Here is a 17,559-nt window from a genome sequence, read left to right as displayed (position 1 = left end):
CATGAAAGTCTCCGACCACCTCCTTCACCGGCTGCGTGAATGGGACGTCGAGTACGTCTTCGCCTACCCCGGCGACGGCATCAACGGGCTGCTGGCCGCCTGGGGACGGGCCGAGAACCGGCCCCGTTTCGTGCAGTCCCGGCACGAGGAGATGTCCGCGTTCGAGGCTGTCGGCTACGCCAAGTTCTCGGGCCGGATCGGCGTGTGCGCGGCCACCTCGGGGCCGGGCGCGATCCATCTCCTCAACGGCCTGTACGACGCGAAACTCGACCACGTCCCGGTCGTCGCGATCGTCGGGCAGACGAACCGCAGCGCGATGGGCGGCTCCTACCAGCAGGAGGTCGATCTGCTCAGCCTCTACAAGGACGTCGCCTCCGACTACTGCGAAATGGTCACCGTCCCCGAGCAGTTGCCCAACGTCCTGGACCGGGCCGTGCGCACCGCGTACGCGCGCCGCTCGGTGACCGCCGTCATCGTCCCCGCCGACGTCCAGGAGCTGGAACACACGCCACCCGGGCACGCGTTCAAGATGGTCCCCTCCAGCCTGGGCCTTTCCCACTACGCGCCGGTCCCCGACGACATCGACCTGCAACGCGCCGCCGACGTCCTCAACTCCGGCGGGAAGACAGCCATGTTGATCGGCCAAGGGGCGCGCGGCGCGCGGACGGAGGTGACCGCGGTAGCCGAACGGCTAGGCGCCGGCGTCGCCAAGGCGCTGCTCGGCAAGGACGCCCTGGACGACGGCCTGCCGTACTCGACGGGGTCGATCGGACTGCTGGGGACCAGGCCGTCGTACGAGATGATGCGGGACTGCGACACGCTCCTCGTCGTCGGATCGTCGTTCCCCTACACCCAGTTCCTGCCGGAGTTCGGCAAGGCCCGGGCCGTGCAGATCGACATCGACCCGCACATGGTGGGGCTGCGGTACCCGTTCGAGGTGAACCTCGTCGGGGACGCGGCGCTCACGCTCCAGCGGCTGCTGCCCCTGCTGGAACAGATGACGGACCCCTCGTGGCGGGAGCAGATCGAGGCGAACGTACGGCGTTGGCGGCGGGTGATGGCGCGGCGCGCCGACGTGAGCGCGGACCCGGTCAACCCCGAGTACGTCGCGCACACGCTGAGCGGCCTGCTGCCCGAGGATGCGATCCTCACCGCCGACTCCGGGTCGGCCGCCAACTGGTACGCGCGGCACGTGGAGTTGAGGGGCGCGATGCGCGGCTCCCTGTCGGGGACGCTCGCGACGATGGGTCCCGGTGTGCCGTACGCGATCGGGGCGAAGTTCGCGCACGGGGACCGGCCGGTGGTGGCGTTGGTGGGGGACGGGGCCATGCAGATGAACGGGATGGCGGAGCTGATCACGGCCGCCAAGTACTGGCGGGAGTGGGCCGATCCGCGGCTCGTCGTCGCCGTCTTCAACAACCGGGACCTGAACCAGGTGACATGGGAGATGCGCGGCATGCAGGGGGCGCCGCAGTTCCTCCCCTCGCAGTCGATCCCCGACGTCGCCTACGCCGACTTCGCCTGCTCGCTGGGGCTCGCCGGCCGGCGCGTCGAGAAGTCGTCCCAGGTGACCGGGGCGTGGGAGGCCGCGCTCGCCGCGAACAAGCCGTACGTCCTCGACTTCGTCACCGATCCGGCCGTACCGCCGATCCCGCCGCACGCCACCCTCGATCAGATCGAGGCAGCGGCGGCGGCCGTGCTGAAGGGGGACAGCGACCGGGTGGCGATGGTGCGGCAGGGGTTCAAGGCGAAGGTGCAGGAGTTCCTGCCGGGGAAGCGCGACGGCGACCGGTGAACCCGTCGTCGACCGTGCCGAGCGCGCCGTCTGCACTGTCCTCACCGGCACCCCGGAGGCCGACGGCACCCTCACCGCCCTGCTGGGCACCGCTCGCGACGAGGTCTTGTGTACGGCAGTTGCGCCGCTGGGTCGGGGAACAACGTGACCTGCGGCGCACGGGCCGGGCCTGGGGCTCGCTCTTGCCGAGAGGAGAGCGGCACCTTTCCGGGACAAGCCATAAGTTTCCGTGGAGTGTGACGACGAAGGCGGTTGTCCCCGAAGCGAAACGCCGGTTCGGGGACAACCGCCTTCTGGCTGTGTGCACTCCGTCCGTCTCAGTCCGCGGAGAGTGCTTCGAGCAGCTCACCGACTCGCGGGTTCGGCAGCGCTCGGGCTACGTCGGCCTGGGAGACGATGCCGACGAGCTGGTGGCCGTCGATGACCGGCAGCCGGCGGACCTTGTGGGTGGTCATGGTGCGCAGGATGTCCTCGGCGTCGTCGTCCGCACCGATGGTGACCGCCTCACCCTGTGCCAGTTCGCCGACGGCACACTCCTCGGGCCTGCGGCCGGTGCCGAGGACCTTGGTGACGATGTCCCGGTCGGTGAGCATCCCCTTCAGGCGGTTGTCGGTACCACAGATCGGGAGGGCGCCGTAGCCCAGCGCGGTCATCTTCACGGCCGCGTCGGCGACAGTCTCCTGCTCGTGCGCGCACTCGGCGCCGGGTGTCATGATCTCGCGTGCGGTCGTCATGCGTGCTCCTCGCTCCTCGACGGTGGGTGGGCCGGGACGGCGGCCGTGTGGAGGCCGCCACCCCGGCGTTCTCCTGTTCCCTCACGCCGGTACCCCGGCGAAGGGGACGGGTGCCCGCCATCGGGCTCGGTATACCCGGATGTATCGAGGCCCCCGGCAGGGGTACTCCGTCCCGGTACCCGACCGAGACGACGGAGGGACAGCAGATGTCATCCCTGGTCCAGGACGTGATGAAACGGAACATGGCCGTGGTGCCGCCGGACATGCCGGTGGCGCAGGCCGCACAGCGCATGGGGGACGGCGCCGCAGGAGTGTTCGTCGTGGTGGACGGACGGCTCGCCGGGATACTGACCGAGCGGGACATCGTGCAGCGGCTGGTGGCCGCGGGAGCCGACCCGCAGGTCGTGGAGGTGGGGTCGGTATGCACGTCCGACCCTGTGACGGTGCGGCCGGAGGAGAGCGTCGGCCGGGCCGAGAAGGTGCTGAGGGAACTGTCGTCGCGGCTGCTGCCGGTGGTGGACGACGGGGTTCTGGTGGGTGCCGTCACCCTTGACGACCTCATCGGTCCGGACGGCCGGGTGGTCGACCGTTCCCCGCTCGTCGCCGGGCACGGTGGATCAGGTCCTGAACCCGCGCCGGGAACACCGACGAGCTGGCCGCAGGAAGGACGCCGATGACCGACCGCAAGCAGGAGCAACTCGACGGGTGCACCGCGGACGACCCCGCCGGCGGCCCCCTCACCACCGATCAGGGCGTCGAAGTCGATCACACGGACGACTCGTTGCGGGCCGGCGAGCGCGGGCCGACGCTGCTGGAGGACTTTCACTTCCGCGAGAAGCTCACCCACTTCGACCACGAGCGCATCCCCGAGAGGGTCGTGCACGCCCGAGGCGCGGGAGCGTACGGCTGGTTCGAACCGTACGCGTCCTGCGCGGAGTTCACCCAGGCGGCGTTCCTCGCGGACCCGGCCGAGCGGACCCCGGTGTTCGTGCGGTTCTCGACCGTGCAGGGCCCCAAGGGGTCCGCCGACACCGTCCGGGACGTACGCGGGTTCGCGGTCAAGTTCTATACGGCGGAGGGGAATTACGATCTGGTGGGGAACAACGTCCCCGTCTTCTTCGTCCAGGACGGCATCAAGTTCCCCGATTTCGTGCACGCGTTGAAGCCGGAGCCCGGCACCGACATCCCGACGGGTGCCTCGGCGCACGACACGCTGTGGGACTTCGTCTCGCTCCAGCCGGAGACGCTGCACGCGGTCATGTGGCTGATGTCGGACCGGGCGATCCCGCGCAGTTATCGCATGATGCAGGGCTTCGGCGTGCACACCTTCCGCTTCGTGGACGCCGAAGGGCGCGCCATGTTCGTGAAGTTCCACTGGCGGCCTAGGCTCGGCGTGCACTCACTGGTGTGGGACGAGGCCCAGGAGTGCCAGGGCCGCGACCCCGACTTCCACCGCCGCGACCTGTGGGAGGCGATCGCCGGAGGGGAGTTCCCCGAGTGGGAGCTGGGCGTGCAACTCGTGCCGGAGGAGGACGAGTTCGCGTTCGACTTCGATCTGCTGGACGCGACGAAACTGATCCCCGAGGAACAGATCCCGGTCCGTCCGATCGGACGGATGGTCCTAGACCGCAACCCCGAGAATTTCTTCGCCGAGACTGAGCAGGTCGCCTTCCACACCGCGAACCTCGTTCCCGGTGTCGACTTCACCGACGACCCCCTCCTCCAAGCCCGCAACTTCTCCTATCTGGACACCCAGTTGAGCCGTCTGGGTGGCCCCAACTTCGCCCAGCTCCCCGTGAACCGGCCCCTCACGCCCGTCCGTACCAACCAGCGCGACGGACACCACCAGAGCCAGGTCCACCACGGCAGCAACTACACCCCGAACTCCCTGGGCGGCGGCTGCCCTGCCACGGCCGGGCCGCGCATGCACTACCCGGAGCTCGTCCACGGTCCCAAGTCCCGTACACGTGCCGCCAGTTTCGCCGACCACCACAGCCAGGCCGCGCTGTTCTGGAACAGCATGGCCGACTGGGAACGCGACCACATCGTCGAGGCGTTCCGCTTCGAACTCGGCAAGGTGAACGCGGTCCAGATCCGCACCCGAACCGTCTCCGAGCTCGCCCACGTCGACCTGGACCTCGCCCGGCGCGTGGCCCGCGGCGTCGGCGTCCCCGAACCCGCCGACAAGGAAACGGAGTTCACCGCCGTCTCGCCCGCCCTCAGCATCGAGGCACTCCCCGGCGACGGCTCCGTCCGCACCCGGAAGGTCGCGATCCTCGCCCGCGACGGCGTCGACGGACGCCAACTCGATGTCCTGCGTGAGGAATTGACCGCACGCGGAGCGCTCGTCGAGGTGGTCGCTCCGGAGGCCGGAAGCGTGGACACCACGGACCACGCTCCCCGACCGGTGGACCGCGCGCTGCCGACCGTCGCCTCGGTCCTGTACGACGCCGTCCTCCTCCCCGGCGGACCCGTCGCCGTCCCCGACCTCGTCACCGACCCGGACGTCGTCCGGTTCGCCCGGGACGCCTACCGGCACGGCAAACCGCTCGCCGCGCTCGGGTCGGGGGTCGGCGTCCTGGCGGCCGTCGTCCCGGACACGGTCCGCATCGCGACCCCGGCGGACGGACCGGTCAGCGACCAGGGTGTGGTGAGCGACACGGCGGCCGGACCGCCCCGGCCGGAGTTCATCGAGGCGTTCACGCGGGCACTCGCGGCACACCGGTGTCCGTACCGGCCACCGGGACGGTTCTGACGCAGGTCCGGCCGGCCTTCACAGCCGGCCGGACCACTGCCGCAGGGACGGGCCCGTCTACCGGCCCGACGCCTGCGCACGCACCGTGGTGCAGGCGCGGTCGATGAGCCGGGAGACGTGCGCCTGGGAGATTCCCATGCGCCTGCCGATCTGGCTCTGCGTCATGCCACGGAAGTACCGCAGGTAGAGGACGGCCCGTTGGCGTTCGGGGAGGGCGCGCAAGCCGGGTCTGGCGGCCTCGCGGTCGACGGCGAGGTCGAATCCGTTCTCCTCGACACCGATCCGGTCCTCCAGAGGAGGCGCGTCGGTGTGCGACGACGTGGAGAGGGAGAGCGGCTGGTAGCTGTCGAGGGCTTCGAGCCCTTCCCTGGTCTCCTCGCAGGACAGGCCCGCGGCGCGTGCCACCTCCTCGACGGAGGGTTCGTGGTGACCGGGGACGTCGGCGAGGTCGTGGCGTACGCGGCGGACCCTGTTGCGGAGTTCCTGCACGCGGCGCGGGACGTGGACGCCCCACGTGTGGTCGCGGAAGTGGCGGCGCAGTTCGCCGTTGATGGTGGGGACCGCGTAGCTCGCGAAGGCGCCGCGCGCGGGGTCGTAGCGGTGGACCGCTTTGCACAGTCCGAGGGCCGCCACCTGGCGGAGGTCCTCGCGTTCCTCACCGCGGTCGCGGTACCTGTCCGCGAGCCGGTGCGCCATGGAGAGCCAGTCGGTCACGAGCCGGTCGGAGAGTTCGTCGTGCTCGGGTCCTTCCGGGAGGGTCGAGAGTCGCTGGAAGTCGTCCTGGGTCGGGGGACTGTCGTCGTGAGGGTGCCTGGTGGTGAGGTGGGCACGCGGGATCTCGTCAGTGAACATGACTGATCACTCCGGACATCCGGATGGGGTGTGGGCGCGCCGTTCCCCGGCGTCGAGCCGGGTCGCCTCGCCCTGCCGGGCGGCGGTGGCGCCGTGCGAAGCCTCTCATCCGAAGCTGTAGTTCTGATGCCCGTGGTGCTCCTGGGTAAACCCGGGTACCCACCTCGCCACCTCCGTCGTTCTCGCCGGTCAGGCGTCCGGCCAGTCCACCCCATACCCCGGTGGCAGGCCGTGTGCGCCTGGCCCGGTGAGGGTGGCAGGGAAGGACAGGCCGGGATCGGCGGCGTCCGCGCAGGCGGCGTCGCGCTGCCAGTCCATCTGGTGGCGGCCTCCGCGCTCGACGTAGTGGTTGCCGGGTTCGGCCCTCATGCGGTGGTTCCTCCTCGCTCGGGATGTGGACCGGAGGAGCCGTCACGTTCTCCATGACGTAACCGAGGGCGAGGGTGACGTCCTCGCCGGGACAGCGGTGACCGTACGCGGGGTCTCCGCCGCCCTGCGGGATCAGTTGCTCCAGCCGGGTTCCGGCCTCGGAGCCAGTGAACCGGGTGGGGGCGAAATCGTAGGGCCGTGGCCACAGGGCGGGGTCGTGGAGCTGCCCGTACACGTCGAGTAGGACCAGGCCGCCTTCGGAGACCCGGTGTTCCCGCCAGGAGATGTCGTGCGCGGAGAGTCCGCCGACGAACGGCGTGAACGGGTAGAAGCGGCGTACCTCCTGCACGAACGCCATCGTGTACGCGTCGGCGGCGGCGACCTGCTCGCGGTGGAGCGGCCAGCGGTGCAGCGCGTGCGCGGCGAAGACGAGGCACCAGGTGACGGCGACGGTCGGCCGCAGGAAGTTCAGAAGCTCCACTGCCGCCGTGTGTGAGGGGAGCGGTTCGCCGCCGGCACCGAGGCACGCGGCGACGCCGTCGACGACGGTGGCACGTCCGCGGGGTGTGCTGCGGCGGATCTCCTCGATCCACGCGGCCAACCGCTCCTCCTGCCGCCGGCGTGCCCGCCGTGCGCGAAGATGGCGCGAACCCACTGTGGCGAAGCCGTCCACCATCGCGATAAAGTCCCCGGCCGTCTCCCGTTCCAAGTCGGCGTGGAGCGGGAAACCCGCCCACTCGTGTACCGCGCGGGTCAGCAGCAGCGCCGTCTCGTCGAACAGCACCACCTGTCCGGACCGTGACCACTCCTGGACAGTCGAGTCCCAGGCGTTCGCCGCGTGCCGGGTCAGGACGGCGATCCGGTCCAGACAGGGTCCCCAGCACGGGGCCGGGCAGCGCGCCGTCGCGCCGGACGTGGTGTTCGTCGTAGAAGAAGCGGACCGCTTCCGGGCTGTGCAGGGCGAGGCCGGCGCGTCCCAGCAGGCGTACGGGGACCGCGTCCGGGTCGCCGTGGCGGCGGCGGTGCCGGTGTCGCTCGGTCGTCCTCATGGCGGACCCGGTTCCACGGCCGTTGCGGATCATGCGTCGCGATCGTCGCCGTCTCTGCGCACCCACAGCGGCAGCAGCAGCCAGCACAACAGGAACCAGACGACCACGGGGACGGTCAGCCAGACGGCGATGGTGTCGCCGAGGACGACATGCATGACGAGCAGGAACGTCGACCCCATCGTGCACAGCAGGAGGGCCAGCCCGGCCACGGTGAGTCGCGCGGCCCAGTCCACGGTCTGCGGTTTGACCTTGCGTCCCGTCAGCATCCGATGGAGGGCGACGGGGCCGATCAGACAGGCGATACAGGCACCCGCGAGCCCGATCGTCACCAGGTAGAGGTTCCTGTCCATGACCGGCAACTGCGGGAACCGCTGCTGGAACGCCACGGTCAGCAGGAACCCGAAAAGCACTTGGACGCCGGTCAGCGCCACCCGTACTTCCTGGAGGAGGTCGCTCCAGCGCCGGTCGGCGCGTTCCTCCTGCGATTCGCGCCGGCCCTGGCGGGGACCGTGGTCGCCCGCTCCGGGCTCGGTCCTCATGGGAGAGCGGCCACCCGCACGGTCCGCAGGTGCGGATCGGCGGCGTCGGGGACGACCATGCCGGCCGCGACGCCGGTGCGGAGGTAGTCCAGGACGGCGGTACCGAGACGTTCACCGGGAAGCGCCGCCGGAATGCCGGGAGGGTAGGGGGTGAGCATCTCGGCCGCGATCCGTCCCTTGGCTTCGGCGACGGGGACGTCCTCGGTCGGCCCGAAGAACGCGTCGCGCGGCAGGAGCGCCTGCTCCAGCCGCAGTCCGGCCGGGGTGGGGAGCCTGATCGGAGGTGTCGGGTCGAGGCGGCGATGCACGTCGTGCGCCAGCTCGGCGAGCGCCGAGGCGAGAGCGTCCGTGGTGGCGGCGGTGTCGGCATGTGTGAGCTGGGCGCTGATCCGGCGGTGGTCGGCGAGGTGGACGTCGATGTGGTGGCGGGCGCGCAGCCAGTCGGCCGTCCGGTAGCCGCTGACCCCGAGTCCGGTGAGGTCGGTGACGACCTGGAGCGGATCGAGGTCTGCCGCGCCTCCACGACCGCAGAAGTCGTCCCGTCCCTCCACCCGCAGGCCCGGCGTCCGGCCGATCCGCTCGCGCAGACGCCCGGCCACGGCCAGCGCGCCGTCGTACAGCTCCTTGCCGTGCTGGACCATCTGGCGGCGCCAGCCGTCGAGCGCGGCGTGTACGAGGACCGAGGGGCTGGTCGTGCCGAGCAGGTCGGCGCGGTTGGCGAGGGTGCGCGGGTCGAGGAGGGTGCCTTGCAGGTGGAAGACGGAACCCTGTTCGAGACCGGACCCCGCCTTGTGGACGGAGGTGACGCAGACGTCCGCTCCGGCGTCCATCGCCCAGGTGGGCAGGCTGGGGTGGAAGGGGAGGTGCGCGCCCCATGCCTCGTCGACGATCAGCGGCACACCGCGCCGGTGGCAGATCTCGGCGATCTTGGCGAGATCGGCGCAGGCGCCGTACGGGGTCGGCGAGGTCACCAGCGCGCCGCGTGCGTCGGGATGTGCGGCGAACGCGGCCTCGAAGGCGGCGGTGTCCGGCGGGTGGGCGAGATGCCGGGTTCCGTCCCAGCGCGGGTCCACCCAGACCGGCCGGATTCCCGCGAGGACCAGACCCGACACCACCGACTTGTGCGCGTCCCGGCCGATCAGCAGTTCCTCGTGCGGCCCCGCCACAGCGAGCATCGCGGCCTTCACCGACAAGGAGCTGCCGCAGGTGGAGAAGAAGGTGTGCTGCGCGCCGACCGCGTCCGCCATCAGCTCCTGCGCACGCTCCAAGACCCGCCCTGAGCCGGCACGGTCGTCCAGCCCGCCGGTCGCGAGGACGTCGGAGCGGAAGACGTCATCGCCCAGCACGGCACGCACCCGAGGGTCGGCTCCCCGGCCCTGCCGGTGTCCGGGAGGAGTGAACGACAGCACGCCCTGAGAGTGACGCGCCGCCAGGGCGTCGAGGACGGGGGCCTGCGAGTGGTCCATGGTGATCGGCCTGTCTCGGGGGATGGGAAAGAGGTGCGGCGGGTACCCGTTCGCGAGGCCGGTACACGTGCGGGTGTGGCGGACCGCGCTGTGGATACCCGTGAGCATTCCCGGCACGGACGGCGTGTCCGTGTCTGTCGAGAGGAGGACGGCGGTGCCCAGAGGATCGAGTCCGAAGAGGGAACGCCAGTACGAGCACATCCGGGAGTCCGCCGAGAAGCGCGGGGAGTCACCGAAGCGCGCCAAGGAGATCGCCGCGCGGACGGTGAACAAGGAGCGGGCGAGGTCCGGAGAGGCCGAGAACCCGTCCCGGCAGTCCCTGCGGGACCCGCTGTCGTCGTCCGAGCGCGGTGGACGGCGCTCCCACAGCGGAGCTCGGGGACCGACCCGTGACCAGCTCTACGAGGAGGCCAGGAAACGCGGCGTCAAGGGCCGATCCAGGATGAACAAGGCCCAGTTGGCGCGCGCGTTGGGCCGCTGAGCTCGGCGCCTGCGTCGGGACCGGACGGAACGCCCCTGTGCCGACGGCGCGAAGCCGTCGGCACAGGGGCGTGTCTTCGCCGCAGGACGGACAGGACGGGGTCACCGCCGGTCCCGCGTCACGCTCTCATCCCGCCGAGCCGTCGCGCCCGCGACCGGTCAGCGCGTCCCTGACACGGTCCACCAGACCGATGCCGGGAGCCAGCAGCTTGTTCGAGGGCGGAGAGTCGGGGGCTGCCGGGTGGGGTCGGGTCGGAGCCGTCGACTTGGCATGCCGCACCTGGTCGCCGAGCTTCCTCAGCTCGTCCTCCGACGCGGAGGTTCGCAGGCTGGGGAAGAGCCGGTTCTCCTCGTCCTGGATGTGGGCGCGGATCTCGGCCATCAGCTCGGCGATCAGGCGATCGAAGTCCGGTTCGCCGGCTGCGACTCCTTCCAGTTGCTTCATCGTGCGCTCGGCTCGCGCGTGGTCCGCGATCTCCTGGTCCGCGATGCCGTCGCCGTCGGGCAGGAGGTGGCGGACGGCCGGGTAGAGGTACATCTCCTCGGCGACCGAGTGCCGTATCAGCTCGATGACGGCCTGGTCGGCGTACTTCCGGCGCATCTCCTCTCCCGGCGGCAGGCCCTCGATCCTGCCGAACAGTTCCTCCACCTCGCGGTGGTCGGTGGTCAGTTCCGCGATGACGTCTCCGCCGTGGCCCATGACCGGGTTCCTCCTCGAGCAGTCGGATGGTGTCCTGGCCGGGTACCCCTTCGCAGGGAGACAAACGGCGCGGAACGGACTGCGGCCCGGAGACCTGGATCAGGTCTCCGGGCCGCTCTTCCCTGGGCAGGCGGGAACCTCCCGGGGGTTCGTGTCCTGTCACCAGCGATACCAGCGGCTTCGTCCTCCGGCCGCCGAGGTGCCGCGGAAGAGGAAGCCCAGCAGCCAGACCGCGAGGACCACGAGAGCGATCCACCAGAGGACCTTGACGGCGAATCCGGCGCCGAACAGGACGAGCGCCAGGAGCAGGGCCAGAAGAATGGGAACCATGATGTGAACCTCCTGTGACTACGGGTGTCCTGAAGGGTGGATGTCATGCATGCGGCGGGGAGTCCGGCCCGTCATCCGTGTCGTCGCGGCGCGGACGGTCCGGGGAGTTGCCGATCTGGTAGGGGGTGAGCCGGTCACGCGGGTGAACGGCGCGCGGCACCTCGTTCGGCTCGCGCTGCTGCCGCTCCTCCCGGACCGGCCCCGACGCGGGCAGCGAGGGCTGCTCCTCGGGCCGGGGCGGCGCGGACTCCGCCCGCCGCACCCTGATCCCGAACCACACCGACCACACAAGAACGGCCGTGACCAGCAGACCGCAGACGACGACGATGGCGGGCCCGCCCGTCATCTGAGCGGCTACCGACGGTCCAAATGTCTTGTCCATCCGCGCCGGGTACCCGTCCCTGAGCGCCGGATACCACAGCGCAGATCCGCTTCGTGTCATCGGCGTCACATCGGGTACCCGACGGGCCATGAAAGCGAGTGTGGTGGACACGGGATCGAACCCGGTCCGTCTGATGGCGGCGGACATGCGGTACGGCGTCCCGCTGCCGGTGCACACGGCGAAATGGCGGCCCCGCCTGTCGGAACAGGTCGTCCCGGACGGTCGGCAAGCCACCGAGATGTCCCTGAAGCAGGGCGCCGCCGAACCGCCGGCGTTCACCACCGCCGTGGTACGCGTCGCACCTTGAGGGGGAGGCGCTGCGGACGATCCAGTCGCACGCCGGCGTACGGCTCGGCTCCTGGACGTCCCCGGCGGGCGGTTCGCCGACATGGGCAAGATCCAGCCCGTCAACCTCCAGGGCCCGTCACGTCGCCTCCCGGGGACCGTTGCCGATCCCGCCGTCCGAGCAGGGACAGCCGGTCGTCTTCCAGGCGGGTGGCGGCGCGTACGGGCTCGAACTCGCGGCCCGCTACGCCGACGGCGTGTACGCGAACCCCCACACCCTCGAAGACGGCCAGAGCCGGCGCAACGCGCTGCGTGAGGCCGCCGGGCGTGCCGGGCGTGACCCGGACGAGGTGAAGATGTTCGCCGGTTTCATGCCCACCGTCGCCTCCTCCCGCCGGGCCGCCCTGGACCGGCGGCGCCTGCTGGACGAGTCCGTCGACCTGAGGCAGCGCGTGCGGTACCTCGGCGACATGATCGGCCTGCCGCTCGATCCCGCGCGGCTCGACGAGCCGCTCACCGCGCGGGAACTCGCCGACGCCGTACCCAGCCCGCACGACCGGCGCTCCGCGCGTGCGCTCGCGGTGGCCCGCGGAGGCTAGACCCTGCGGGACGTCATCGCGCACGGGGTCATCGACTACCACCCGGTCGTGGCCGGCACGGCCGTCGATGTGGCCGGCCACATGCAGGAATGGTTCGAAGCGGGCGCCTGCGACGGCTTCTCGCTCGCGATCGACGGCTGCCACACGGAACCGGCCCGCTGAGCACCCCTGTCACCTACACCCCTTGACGGCGTCGGGTGACGGCGCCCGGTGTCAGGGCGAGGGGCGTCGTGCCGGAGGCTGCCAGCCGCCGGTGACCTCCTTCACCGGCTTGTGTGGGAAGCGGCGGCGGGCGTATTCCTGGGCGTGGGAGCCGGGCAGGACGTACAGGGTCTCGGTCTTGTTCTGGAGGGGGCGCAGGACGGTGTCCATGAAGTTCTTGCGGTCGTCCAGGTAGGGGCCGAGGACGTCCTCGCCGGCGGGGCAGACGGCGAGGCAGTAGCCGGATTTGTAGCCGGGCGGTGAGGAGAGGCTCTGCCACATGGAGGCGCTCTCGGAGTCGGTGACCCGGGAGCGGTAGTCGGCGGCGTCCTCGCTGTCGGCCACGGTCTGGACCCAGTCGGTGAACCCGCTCATGAACTCACGGTAGTTGTGGGTGGCGCAGGCCAGTCCGTCGAACGCGCCGTCCTTGTCGATCGCGCCGACCGGGCAGGCGGCGACGCACAGCTTGCAGTCGATGCAGGGGTTGTAGTCCAGCGCCTGCCCGTACGCGCTGACCTCCGCGTCCACCAGGACGGTCGCCAGGAGCACGAAGCTGCCGAACTTCGGGTGGATGACATTGCGGTGCAGCCCCATCACCCCGAGACCGGCCGCCACCGCGACCGTCTTGTGCGCCACGACCCAGATCCGGCCGGGGAAGCGGTCCATCTCCTGGGGGAAGGCGGCCGACGGATTCAGCGCGCGGTGTCCCGCGTCCTGGAGCGCCCGGGTGACGGCGCGCGCGGTGTGGTTGGCCTGCTCGTCGGTCTGGTGGAACTCCTGGTTGGCCACGCTCCGGGCGGGGGAGCGGCAGTTGTCGCGGTTCATCCGGAACGCCATCGCGATCAGGGTGCGCGTACCGGGCAGCGCGGCGAGCGCGTGTTCCCGCTCGCCGGCCAGGTCGGGGTGGTCCAGGCTGACGGCCGCCGCGTCGTCCGCGCCGGCCGTGAGGCACAGCTCCCGCAGCCAGGCCGCGTCGATCACCGCGGGCGGGCCGGTGTCGTCACCCGCCGTGCGCCGGGCCAGCAGCGCCCGTACCGACGGATGGGCGGCCAGCTTCGCCGGCAGCCTGGGTTCCACCGATTCCGCCTCGGAACCGCGCACGGCAGTCATCCGGTACCCCCAGCAGGTACGAGGCTCGCCCTCACGGCGAGAAACCGATCAGTTCCCATAAATGTAAACCGATCGGTTTTCTTGCGCAAGGGTCGGCCGTCGCTTCGGCCGCTTGTCGGTGCGACGCGTCAGCGGACGCCCGCCACGTCGAGCAGGGTGGTCACCGTGGGGGTGATGAGCCCGGTCAGCGTGTCGGCTCCGATTCCCGCACGGGCGCTGGCGCCGTCGAAGACCAGGATCAGCTGCCGGGAGAGCAGATCCGGATCGCCCGCCCCGCCCTGTTCGGCCTCGGCGCGGAAGAAGGACGCCAGGTTCGCCTTGACCCGGTAGGCCACCTGGCTCGCCGGGTGGCCCGGGTTCTTGAGTTCGATCTGCACGACCAGGAACCGGCAGCCCTGGAAATCGGGCGCGTCCGCCTCCGACGCCAGCCGGTCGAAGACGTGCAGGATTCGCTCACGGGGTGAACGGCCGTCGTCCGCCTCGGGCAGGAGCGTCGTCACGTAGGCGGAGGCGCGCTCCTCCAGGCTCGCCGCCAGGAGTTCGTCCTTGCTCTCGAACAACTGGTACATGGAGCGTTTCGACACCCCCGCCGCCTTGCACAGCGCGTCGACGCCGATACCGACACCGTTCTGGTAGGTGAGTGTGGCTGCCGCCTCCAGCAGTCGCTCCCTGGAGCTCGGCTTCGTCTCGATGGTCATATCGCGAGGTTAACTCGATTCCTGCCAATTGAAAACCGATCGGTTTACGGTGTCCCCGTGTGCCGGACGCGGCCATTGTCACAGAAACGCCCCGCCTCCCCGTCGGCCCGTGCCTTGAGGGCATCGGCCGTCGCGGGCGGCAGGGCGTCTCTCGCGGTCCGCTGCGGTGCGATCAACCGCGCGTCCGGCCGACTCGCGCTCAGTGAGCGATGACCGGCTCGCCCTCCGACGGCGCCAGAGCCGTATTCGGCATCAGGAACGCCGCGAGCACCGCACCGACCACGAAGATCCCGGCCCCCCACGCCAGAGTGGCCGTGTAGCTCTCGACCCCGGCCTGGGCCATGGTCAGCGCGCCGGGCTTGTGCGAGGACAGGTAGTCGGTCGCGGCCGACGAGGCGACGGTCGTCAGCAGCGCCGTACTGATCGAACCACCCACCTGCTGGCTGGTGTTGATCAGCGCCGAGGCGACGCCCGCGTCCTCGTGGTGCACGCCCGCGGTCGCACCCTGGAACGAGGTGGTCATCACCGCGCCGATACCGAGGCCCAGCAGGATCATGCCCGGCATGATGTGGGCGGCGTAGGTGCTGTCCAGCGTGAGCCGGGTCAGCAGGGCCATGCCGGACGCGGAGACCAGGAAACCGGCGCTGACCACGACCTTCGGGCCGACCCTGGGCAGCAGCAGCGAAGGCACCGTGGTCGACGAGGCGACGATGCCCGCGACCATCGGCAGGAAGGACAGCCCGGCCTCGATCGGCGAGTAGCCGATGCTGGCCTCCAGGTAGTAGGTCAGGAACAGGAAGATCGAGAACATCCCCATCCCCAGGACGAACACGGCCAGGAACGAACCGCCCCGGGTCCGGTCCAGCACGACGCGCAGCGGCAGCAGCGGATGCGCGACCCTGAGCTCCAGCCGGACGAACACCGCGAGCAGCACCACGCCGACGATCATGGAGCCGAGGGCGACCGGGTCGGTCCAGCTGGTGGACTCGACGTGCGCGAACCCGTAGACGATGCCGAACAGTGCGGCGCTCACCACGACCGTGCCGGGAACGTCGATCCTGGGCCGTTCGGTGACCACGGGCTTGGCCAGCAACAGCAGGGCGCCGACCAGCGCGACGCCCGCGAAGACGACGTTCACGTACATCACCCAGCGCCACGACGCCCACTCGGTCAGCATGCCGCCGAGCAGCAGTCCGACCGCGGCGCCCGCACCGGACAGCGCGCTGAAGATGCCGAACGCCTTCGGCCGCTCGGCCGGGTCGGTGAACGTCACGCTGAGCAGCGAGAGCGCCGCGGGCGCGAGGAGTGCGGCGAACAGGCCCTGGGCCACGCGGGCCGCGACGAGTATCTCGAAGCTGGTGGCCGCGCCGCCGACGACGGACGCCGCCGCGAAACCGACCAGGCCGGTCACGAAGGTCGTACGCCGGCCGAACAGGTCACCGAGGCGGCCCCCGAGCAGCAGCAGGCTGCCGAACGCCAGGGCGTAGCCCGTGATGACCCACTGCCGGCTGCCGTCGCTGAAGCCGAGGGCGTGCTGCGCCTCGGGCAGTGCGATGTTCACGACGGTCGCGTCGAGCGTCACCATCAGCTGCGCCGTGCCCAGCACGACGAGCACCCACCAGCGCATGGCATGAGAGCCGCGGCGGCCCGAGTCTGTCTTCCCGGAGGCGGGCGCCCCGCGGTCGAAGGTGGTACTCACTTTTCCCCTTAGTAACTGTGCTGGACACGGGCCGACCGCCGGTCGGAAACCGATCTGTTTCCACATAGAGAAACAGATCGGTTTCCTTAGCGCAAGTGAACGGATGGCGACCCCACCCTCGGCCTTGCGCGAGGAAACCGATCGGTTTACGGTGGCTGAAGGTCACCGGCGCACACAAGGAGTCAGCGAGATGCCCCAGCACGAGACCCGTCCCACGATCCGCATTCCCGGGACCACCAGCCACACGATCGCCCCGCGCGCGGGACGCCATCACCGCGAAGGGACGCTGCGCTACCTCAGAGCCGGCACCGGCGCTCCCGTGGTCCTGCTGCACACCGTGCGCACACAGGCCGAGCACTTCCGTTCGCTCATCCCGCTGATCTCCGACCGGTACACCGTGTACGCCCTCGACCTGCCCGGGATGGGCTACTCCGAGATCGTGCCCGGCGCGTCGTACGACGAGCCCTCCATGCGCGCGGGCGTCGAACGGCTCCTGACCGAACTGGACCTGCACGACGTGACGTTGGTCGGGGAGTCCATGGGCGCGGTGCTCGCTCTGACCGCCGCGGCCGACATGCCGGAGCGGGTGCGGCGCGTCGTCGCGGTGAACGCGTACGACTTCCCCGGCGGAATCGCCCGGTCCAGCCTTCTCGCCCGGGTGGTGGTCGGCGCCGTTCTCGCTCCGGGCGTGGGTCCGACGGTCGCCACCGTGGAGCCCAAGCCGGCCCTGCGCAGGATTCTGCGGGGCGGGCTGAGCGACAAGAGTGCCCTGCGGGAGGACTACGTGGACGAACTTCTGCGAGTGGGCGGACGTCCCGGCTACCCAACCGTTGCCCGAGCGGTGTACCAGAGCCTCCCCAGCCTCATCGCGGCCCGCTCCCGCTACCCCGAGGTCAAGGCCCCCGTCCACCTCGTCTACGGGGAGAAGGACTGGTCCCGGCCCTCGGACCGGGAAGCCAACAAGAGGCTGCTGCCCGCCGCCGACTTCGTACAGGTGCCGGACGCGGGCCACTTCATCGCCCTGGAGAGGCCCGATGTGGTGGCCGACCTGCTGAACAGGGAGGCGTGACCGTTCGGCCGCCGGAACGCGGGACGGGCGTCGGCTTCGGGCGCCCGCGTACGGCAGGAGCACCGTCGGCGGTCGGTGTACATCCGCCGTACGCCTCGACCCCTTCCAAGAACGCCGGTTGATATCAACGCCGACGCCTGACCCCTTCGCGGCGGTGCGCGCAGGGTGACATCGAGGCGTTCGTCGGGATCTCCGAGTGCGAACAGTCGTTCATGACGCTGGAGAGGATGACCGCGCTGCCGGAGGCACGGCGTGCGTGGCTCGGCGGGCTCGTCATGGAGTGGTCGCCGCAGCGGCGGGCCCACGGGATCACCGGACGGATGCCGGAGCCATGTCCGTCGAGAACCCCCTGCTGACCCGGCTGATCGGCGGCGGACACCGCGGCACCACCGATCAACTGGAGAACCACCCGCGCATCCAGGACCTGGCGACCCCACTGAGCCGCTG

19 protein-coding genes and 1 pseudogene are annotated in these 17,559 nt (G+C 70.6%); 8 read left to right on the top strand and 12 right to left on the bottom strand.

Annotation, left to right across the window (positions count from 1 at the left end):
- Position 1: 1 nt before the first annotated feature.
- Complete coding sequence (locus ABZX85_RS38310; RefSeq protein WP_355879677.1) at positions 2-1,795, top strand: thiamine pyrophosphate-requiring protein; 1,794 nt, start codon at positions 2-4, stop codon at positions 1,793-1,795.
- Between the two features lie 317 nt (positions 1,796-2,112).
- Here ABZX85_RS38310 and ABZX85_RS38305 read toward each other — a convergent pair whose 3' ends face one another.
- The gene (locus ABZX85_RS38305; protein ID WP_355879674.1) at positions 2,113-2,529 is read right to left on the bottom strand and encodes a CBS domain-containing protein; all 417 of its coding nucleotides are present in this window, start codon (positions 2,527-2,529) and stop codon (positions 2,113-2,115) included.
- Positions 2,530-2,735: 206 nt separating this feature from the next.
- Between ABZX85_RS38305 and ABZX85_RS38300 the strand changes: the two genes are divergently transcribed.
- A complete protein-coding gene (locus ABZX85_RS38300) occupies positions 2,736-3,206 on the top strand; it encodes a CBS domain-containing protein (protein ID WP_355879671.1) in 471 nt (156 codons plus the stop codon).
- Positions 3,203-5,284, top strand: coding sequence for a catalase (locus tag ABZX85_RS38295; RefSeq protein ID WP_355879668.1), 2,082 nt, complete (start codon positions 3,203-3,205; stop codon positions 5,282-5,284). The genes ABZX85_RS38300 and ABZX85_RS38295 overlap by 4 nt, the downstream gene beginning before the upstream one ends.
- Positions 5,285-5,341: 57 nt before the next feature.
- On the opposite strand, the gene ABZX85_RS38290 is transcribed toward ABZX85_RS38295, so the two are convergent.
- The 3 genes and pseudogenes from ABZX85_RS38290 to ABZX85_RS38280 all read right to left on the bottom strand — a co-directional run.
- Complete coding sequence (locus ABZX85_RS38290; protein WP_355879665.1) at positions 5,342-6,136, bottom strand: SigB/SigF/SigG family RNA polymerase sigma factor; 795 nt, start codon at positions 6,134-6,136, stop codon at positions 5,342-5,344.
- Positions 6,137-6,325: 189 nt separating this feature from the next.
- Positions 6,326-6,505: a hypothetical protein gene (locus tag ABZX85_RS38285; RefSeq protein WP_355879786.1), complete on the bottom strand. Its 180-nt coding sequence runs from the start codon at positions 6,503-6,505 to the stop codon at positions 6,326-6,328.
- A gap of 175 nt (positions 6,506-6,680) precedes the next feature.
- A pseudogene (locus tag ABZX85_RS38280) lies at positions 6,681-6,863 on the bottom strand (cytochrome P450); the annotation flags it as partial.
- Between ABZX85_RS38280 and ABZX85_RS38275 the strand changes: the two are divergent.
- Complete coding sequence (locus tag ABZX85_RS38275) at positions 6,795-7,001, top strand: hypothetical protein (protein ID WP_355879783.1); 207 nt, start codon at positions 6,795-6,797, stop codon at positions 6,999-7,001. The pseudogene ABZX85_RS38280 and the gene ABZX85_RS38275 sit on opposite strands and share 69 nt — an antisense overlap.
- 582 nt (positions 7,002-7,583) lie before the next feature.
- On the opposite strand, the gene ABZX85_RS38270 is transcribed toward ABZX85_RS38275, so the two are convergent.
- A complete protein-coding gene (locus tag ABZX85_RS38270) occupies positions 7,584-8,093 on the bottom strand; it encodes a DUF6328 family protein (protein ID WP_355879662.1) in 510 nt (169 codons plus the stop codon).
- Positions 8,090-9,559, bottom strand: a complete 1,470-nt coding sequence (locus ABZX85_RS38265; RefSeq protein WP_355879659.1) for an aminotransferase class I/II-fold pyridoxal phosphate-dependent enzyme — start codon at positions 9,557-9,559, stop codon at positions 8,090-8,092. The genes ABZX85_RS38270 and ABZX85_RS38265 overlap by 4 nt, the downstream gene beginning before the upstream one ends.
- Positions 9,560-9,713: 154 nt before the next feature.
- Between ABZX85_RS38265 and ABZX85_RS38260 the strand changes: the two genes are divergently transcribed.
- Complete coding sequence (locus ABZX85_RS38260) at positions 9,714-10,040, top strand: plasmid stabilization protein (RefSeq protein ID WP_355879656.1); 327 nt, start codon at positions 9,714-9,716, stop codon at positions 10,038-10,040.
- Positions 10,041-10,166: 126 nt separating this feature from the next.
- Here the strand turns inward: ABZX85_RS38260 and ABZX85_RS38255 are convergent, their stop codons facing one another.
- From ABZX85_RS38255 to ABZX85_RS38245, 3 genes are all read right to left on the bottom strand, one after another.
- Entirely contained in the window at positions 10,167-10,739 is a 573-nt protein-coding gene (locus tag ABZX85_RS38255; RefSeq protein WP_355879653.1) for a hemerythrin domain-containing protein, read from the bottom strand.
- 159 nt (positions 10,740-10,898) lie between these two features.
- Positions 10,899-11,069, bottom strand: coding sequence for a hydrophobic protein (locus ABZX85_RS38250; RefSeq protein WP_355879650.1), 171 nt, complete (start codon positions 11,067-11,069; stop codon positions 10,899-10,901).
- Between the two features lie 43 nt (positions 11,070-11,112).
- A complete protein-coding gene (locus ABZX85_RS38245) occupies positions 11,113-11,451 on the bottom strand; it encodes a DUF6479 family protein (protein WP_355879647.1) in 339 nt (112 codons plus the stop codon).
- An 88-nt stretch (positions 11,452-11,539) separates the two neighbouring features.
- On the opposite strand from ABZX85_RS38245, the gene ABZX85_RS38240 reads away from it, so the two are divergent.
- Positions 11,540-11,758, top strand: coding sequence for a hypothetical protein (locus tag ABZX85_RS38240; RefSeq protein WP_355879644.1), 219 nt, complete (start codon positions 11,540-11,542; stop codon positions 11,756-11,758).
- A 139-nt stretch (positions 11,759-11,897) separates the two neighbouring features.
- The gene (locus tag ABZX85_RS38235; protein ID WP_355879641.1) at positions 11,898-12,335 is read left to right on the top strand and encodes an LLM class flavin-dependent oxidoreductase; all 438 of its coding nucleotides are present in this window, start codon (positions 11,898-11,900) and stop codon (positions 12,333-12,335) included.
- Between the two features lie 213 nt (positions 12,336-12,548).
- Here the strand turns inward: ABZX85_RS38235 and ABZX85_RS38230 are convergent, their stop codons facing one another.
- The 3 genes from ABZX85_RS38230 to ABZX85_RS38220 all read right to left on the bottom strand — a co-directional run bounded on the left by ABZX85_RS38230 (position 12,549) and on the right by ABZX85_RS38220 (position 16,043).
- The gene (locus ABZX85_RS38230; RefSeq protein WP_355879638.1) at positions 12,549-13,613 is read right to left on the bottom strand and encodes a 4Fe-4S binding protein; all 1,065 of its coding nucleotides are present in this window, start codon (positions 13,611-13,613) and stop codon (positions 12,549-12,551) included.
- A 161-nt stretch (positions 13,614-13,774) separates the two neighbouring features.
- Complete coding sequence (locus ABZX85_RS38225) at positions 13,775-14,344, bottom strand: TetR/AcrR family transcriptional regulator (RefSeq protein WP_355879635.1); 570 nt, start codon at positions 14,342-14,344, stop codon at positions 13,775-13,777.
- A gap of 199 nt (positions 14,345-14,543) precedes the next feature.
- Entirely contained in the window at positions 14,544-16,043 is a 1,500-nt protein-coding gene (locus tag ABZX85_RS38220; protein WP_355879632.1) for an MFS transporter, read from the bottom strand.
- A 190-nt stretch (positions 16,044-16,233) separates the two neighbouring features.
- Between ABZX85_RS38220 and ABZX85_RS38215 the strand changes: the two genes are divergently transcribed.
- Entirely contained in the window at positions 16,234-17,112 is an 879-nt protein-coding gene (locus ABZX85_RS38215; RefSeq protein ID WP_355879629.1) for an alpha/beta hydrolase, read from the top strand.
- Positions 17,113-17,559: the final 447 nt, after the last annotated feature.

Source organism: Streptomyces sp. NPDC004539 (assembly GCF_040610055.1).
Taxonomy (GTDB): Bacteria; Actinomycetota; Actinomycetes; order Streptomycetales; family Streptomycetaceae; genus Streptomyces.
This window is presented reverse-complemented; position numbering and strand designations above follow the sequence as displayed.

Excerpts from the sequence above, each read along its gene's own strand:
- ABZX85_RS38225 (WP_355879635.1), bottom strand. The coding sequence starts at position 14,344 with ATGACCATCGAGACGAAGCCGAGCTCCAGGGAGCGACTGCTGGAGGCG.
- ABZX85_RS38245 (WP_355879647.1), bottom strand. The coding sequence starts at position 11,451 with ATGGACAAGACATTTGGACCGTCGGTAGCCGCTCAGATGACGGGCGGG.
- ABZX85_RS38215 (WP_355879629.1), top strand. The coding sequence starts at position 16,234 with ATGCCCCAGCACGAGACCCGTCCCACGATCCGCATTCCCGGGACCACC.
- ABZX85_RS38290 (WP_355879665.1), bottom strand. The coding sequence starts at position 6,136 with ATGTTCACTGACGAGATCCCGCGTGCCCACCTCACCACCAGGCACCCT.
- ABZX85_RS38305 (WP_355879674.1), bottom strand. The coding sequence starts at position 2,529 with ATGACGACCGCACGCGAGATCATGACACCCGGCGCCGAGTGCGCGCAC.
- ABZX85_RS38240 (WP_355879644.1), top strand. The coding sequence starts at position 11,540 with ATGAAAGCGAGTGTGGTGGACACGGGATCGAACCCGGTCCGTCTGATG.
- ABZX85_RS38265 (WP_355879659.1), bottom strand. The coding sequence starts at position 9,559 with ATGGACCACTCGCAGGCCCCCGTCCTCGACGCCCTGGCGGCGCGTCAC.
- ABZX85_RS38250 (WP_355879650.1), bottom strand. The coding sequence starts at position 11,069 with ATGGTTCCCATTCTTCTGGCCCTGCTCCTGGCGCTCGTCCTGTTCGGC.
- ABZX85_RS38295 (WP_355879668.1), top strand. The coding sequence starts at position 3,203 with ATGACCGACCGCAAGCAGGAGCAACTCGACGGGTGCACCGCGGACGAC.
- ABZX85_RS38310 (WP_355879677.1), top strand. The coding sequence starts at position 2 with ATGAAAGTCTCCGACCACCTCCTTCACCGGCTGCGTGAATGGGACGTC.
- ABZX85_RS38270 (WP_355879662.1), bottom strand. The coding sequence starts at position 8,093 with ATGAGGACCGAGCCCGGAGCGGGCGACCACGGTCCCCGCCAGGGCCGG.
- ABZX85_RS38255 (WP_355879653.1), bottom strand. The coding sequence starts at position 10,739 with ATGGGCCACGGCGGAGACGTCATCGCGGAACTGACCACCGACCACCGC.
- ABZX85_RS38300 (WP_355879671.1), top strand. The coding sequence starts at position 2,736 with ATGTCATCCCTGGTCCAGGACGTGATGAAACGGAACATGGCCGTGGTG.
- ABZX85_RS38285 (WP_355879786.1), bottom strand. The coding sequence starts at position 6,505 with ATGAGGGCCGAACCCGGCAACCACTACGTCGAGCGCGGAGGCCGCCAC.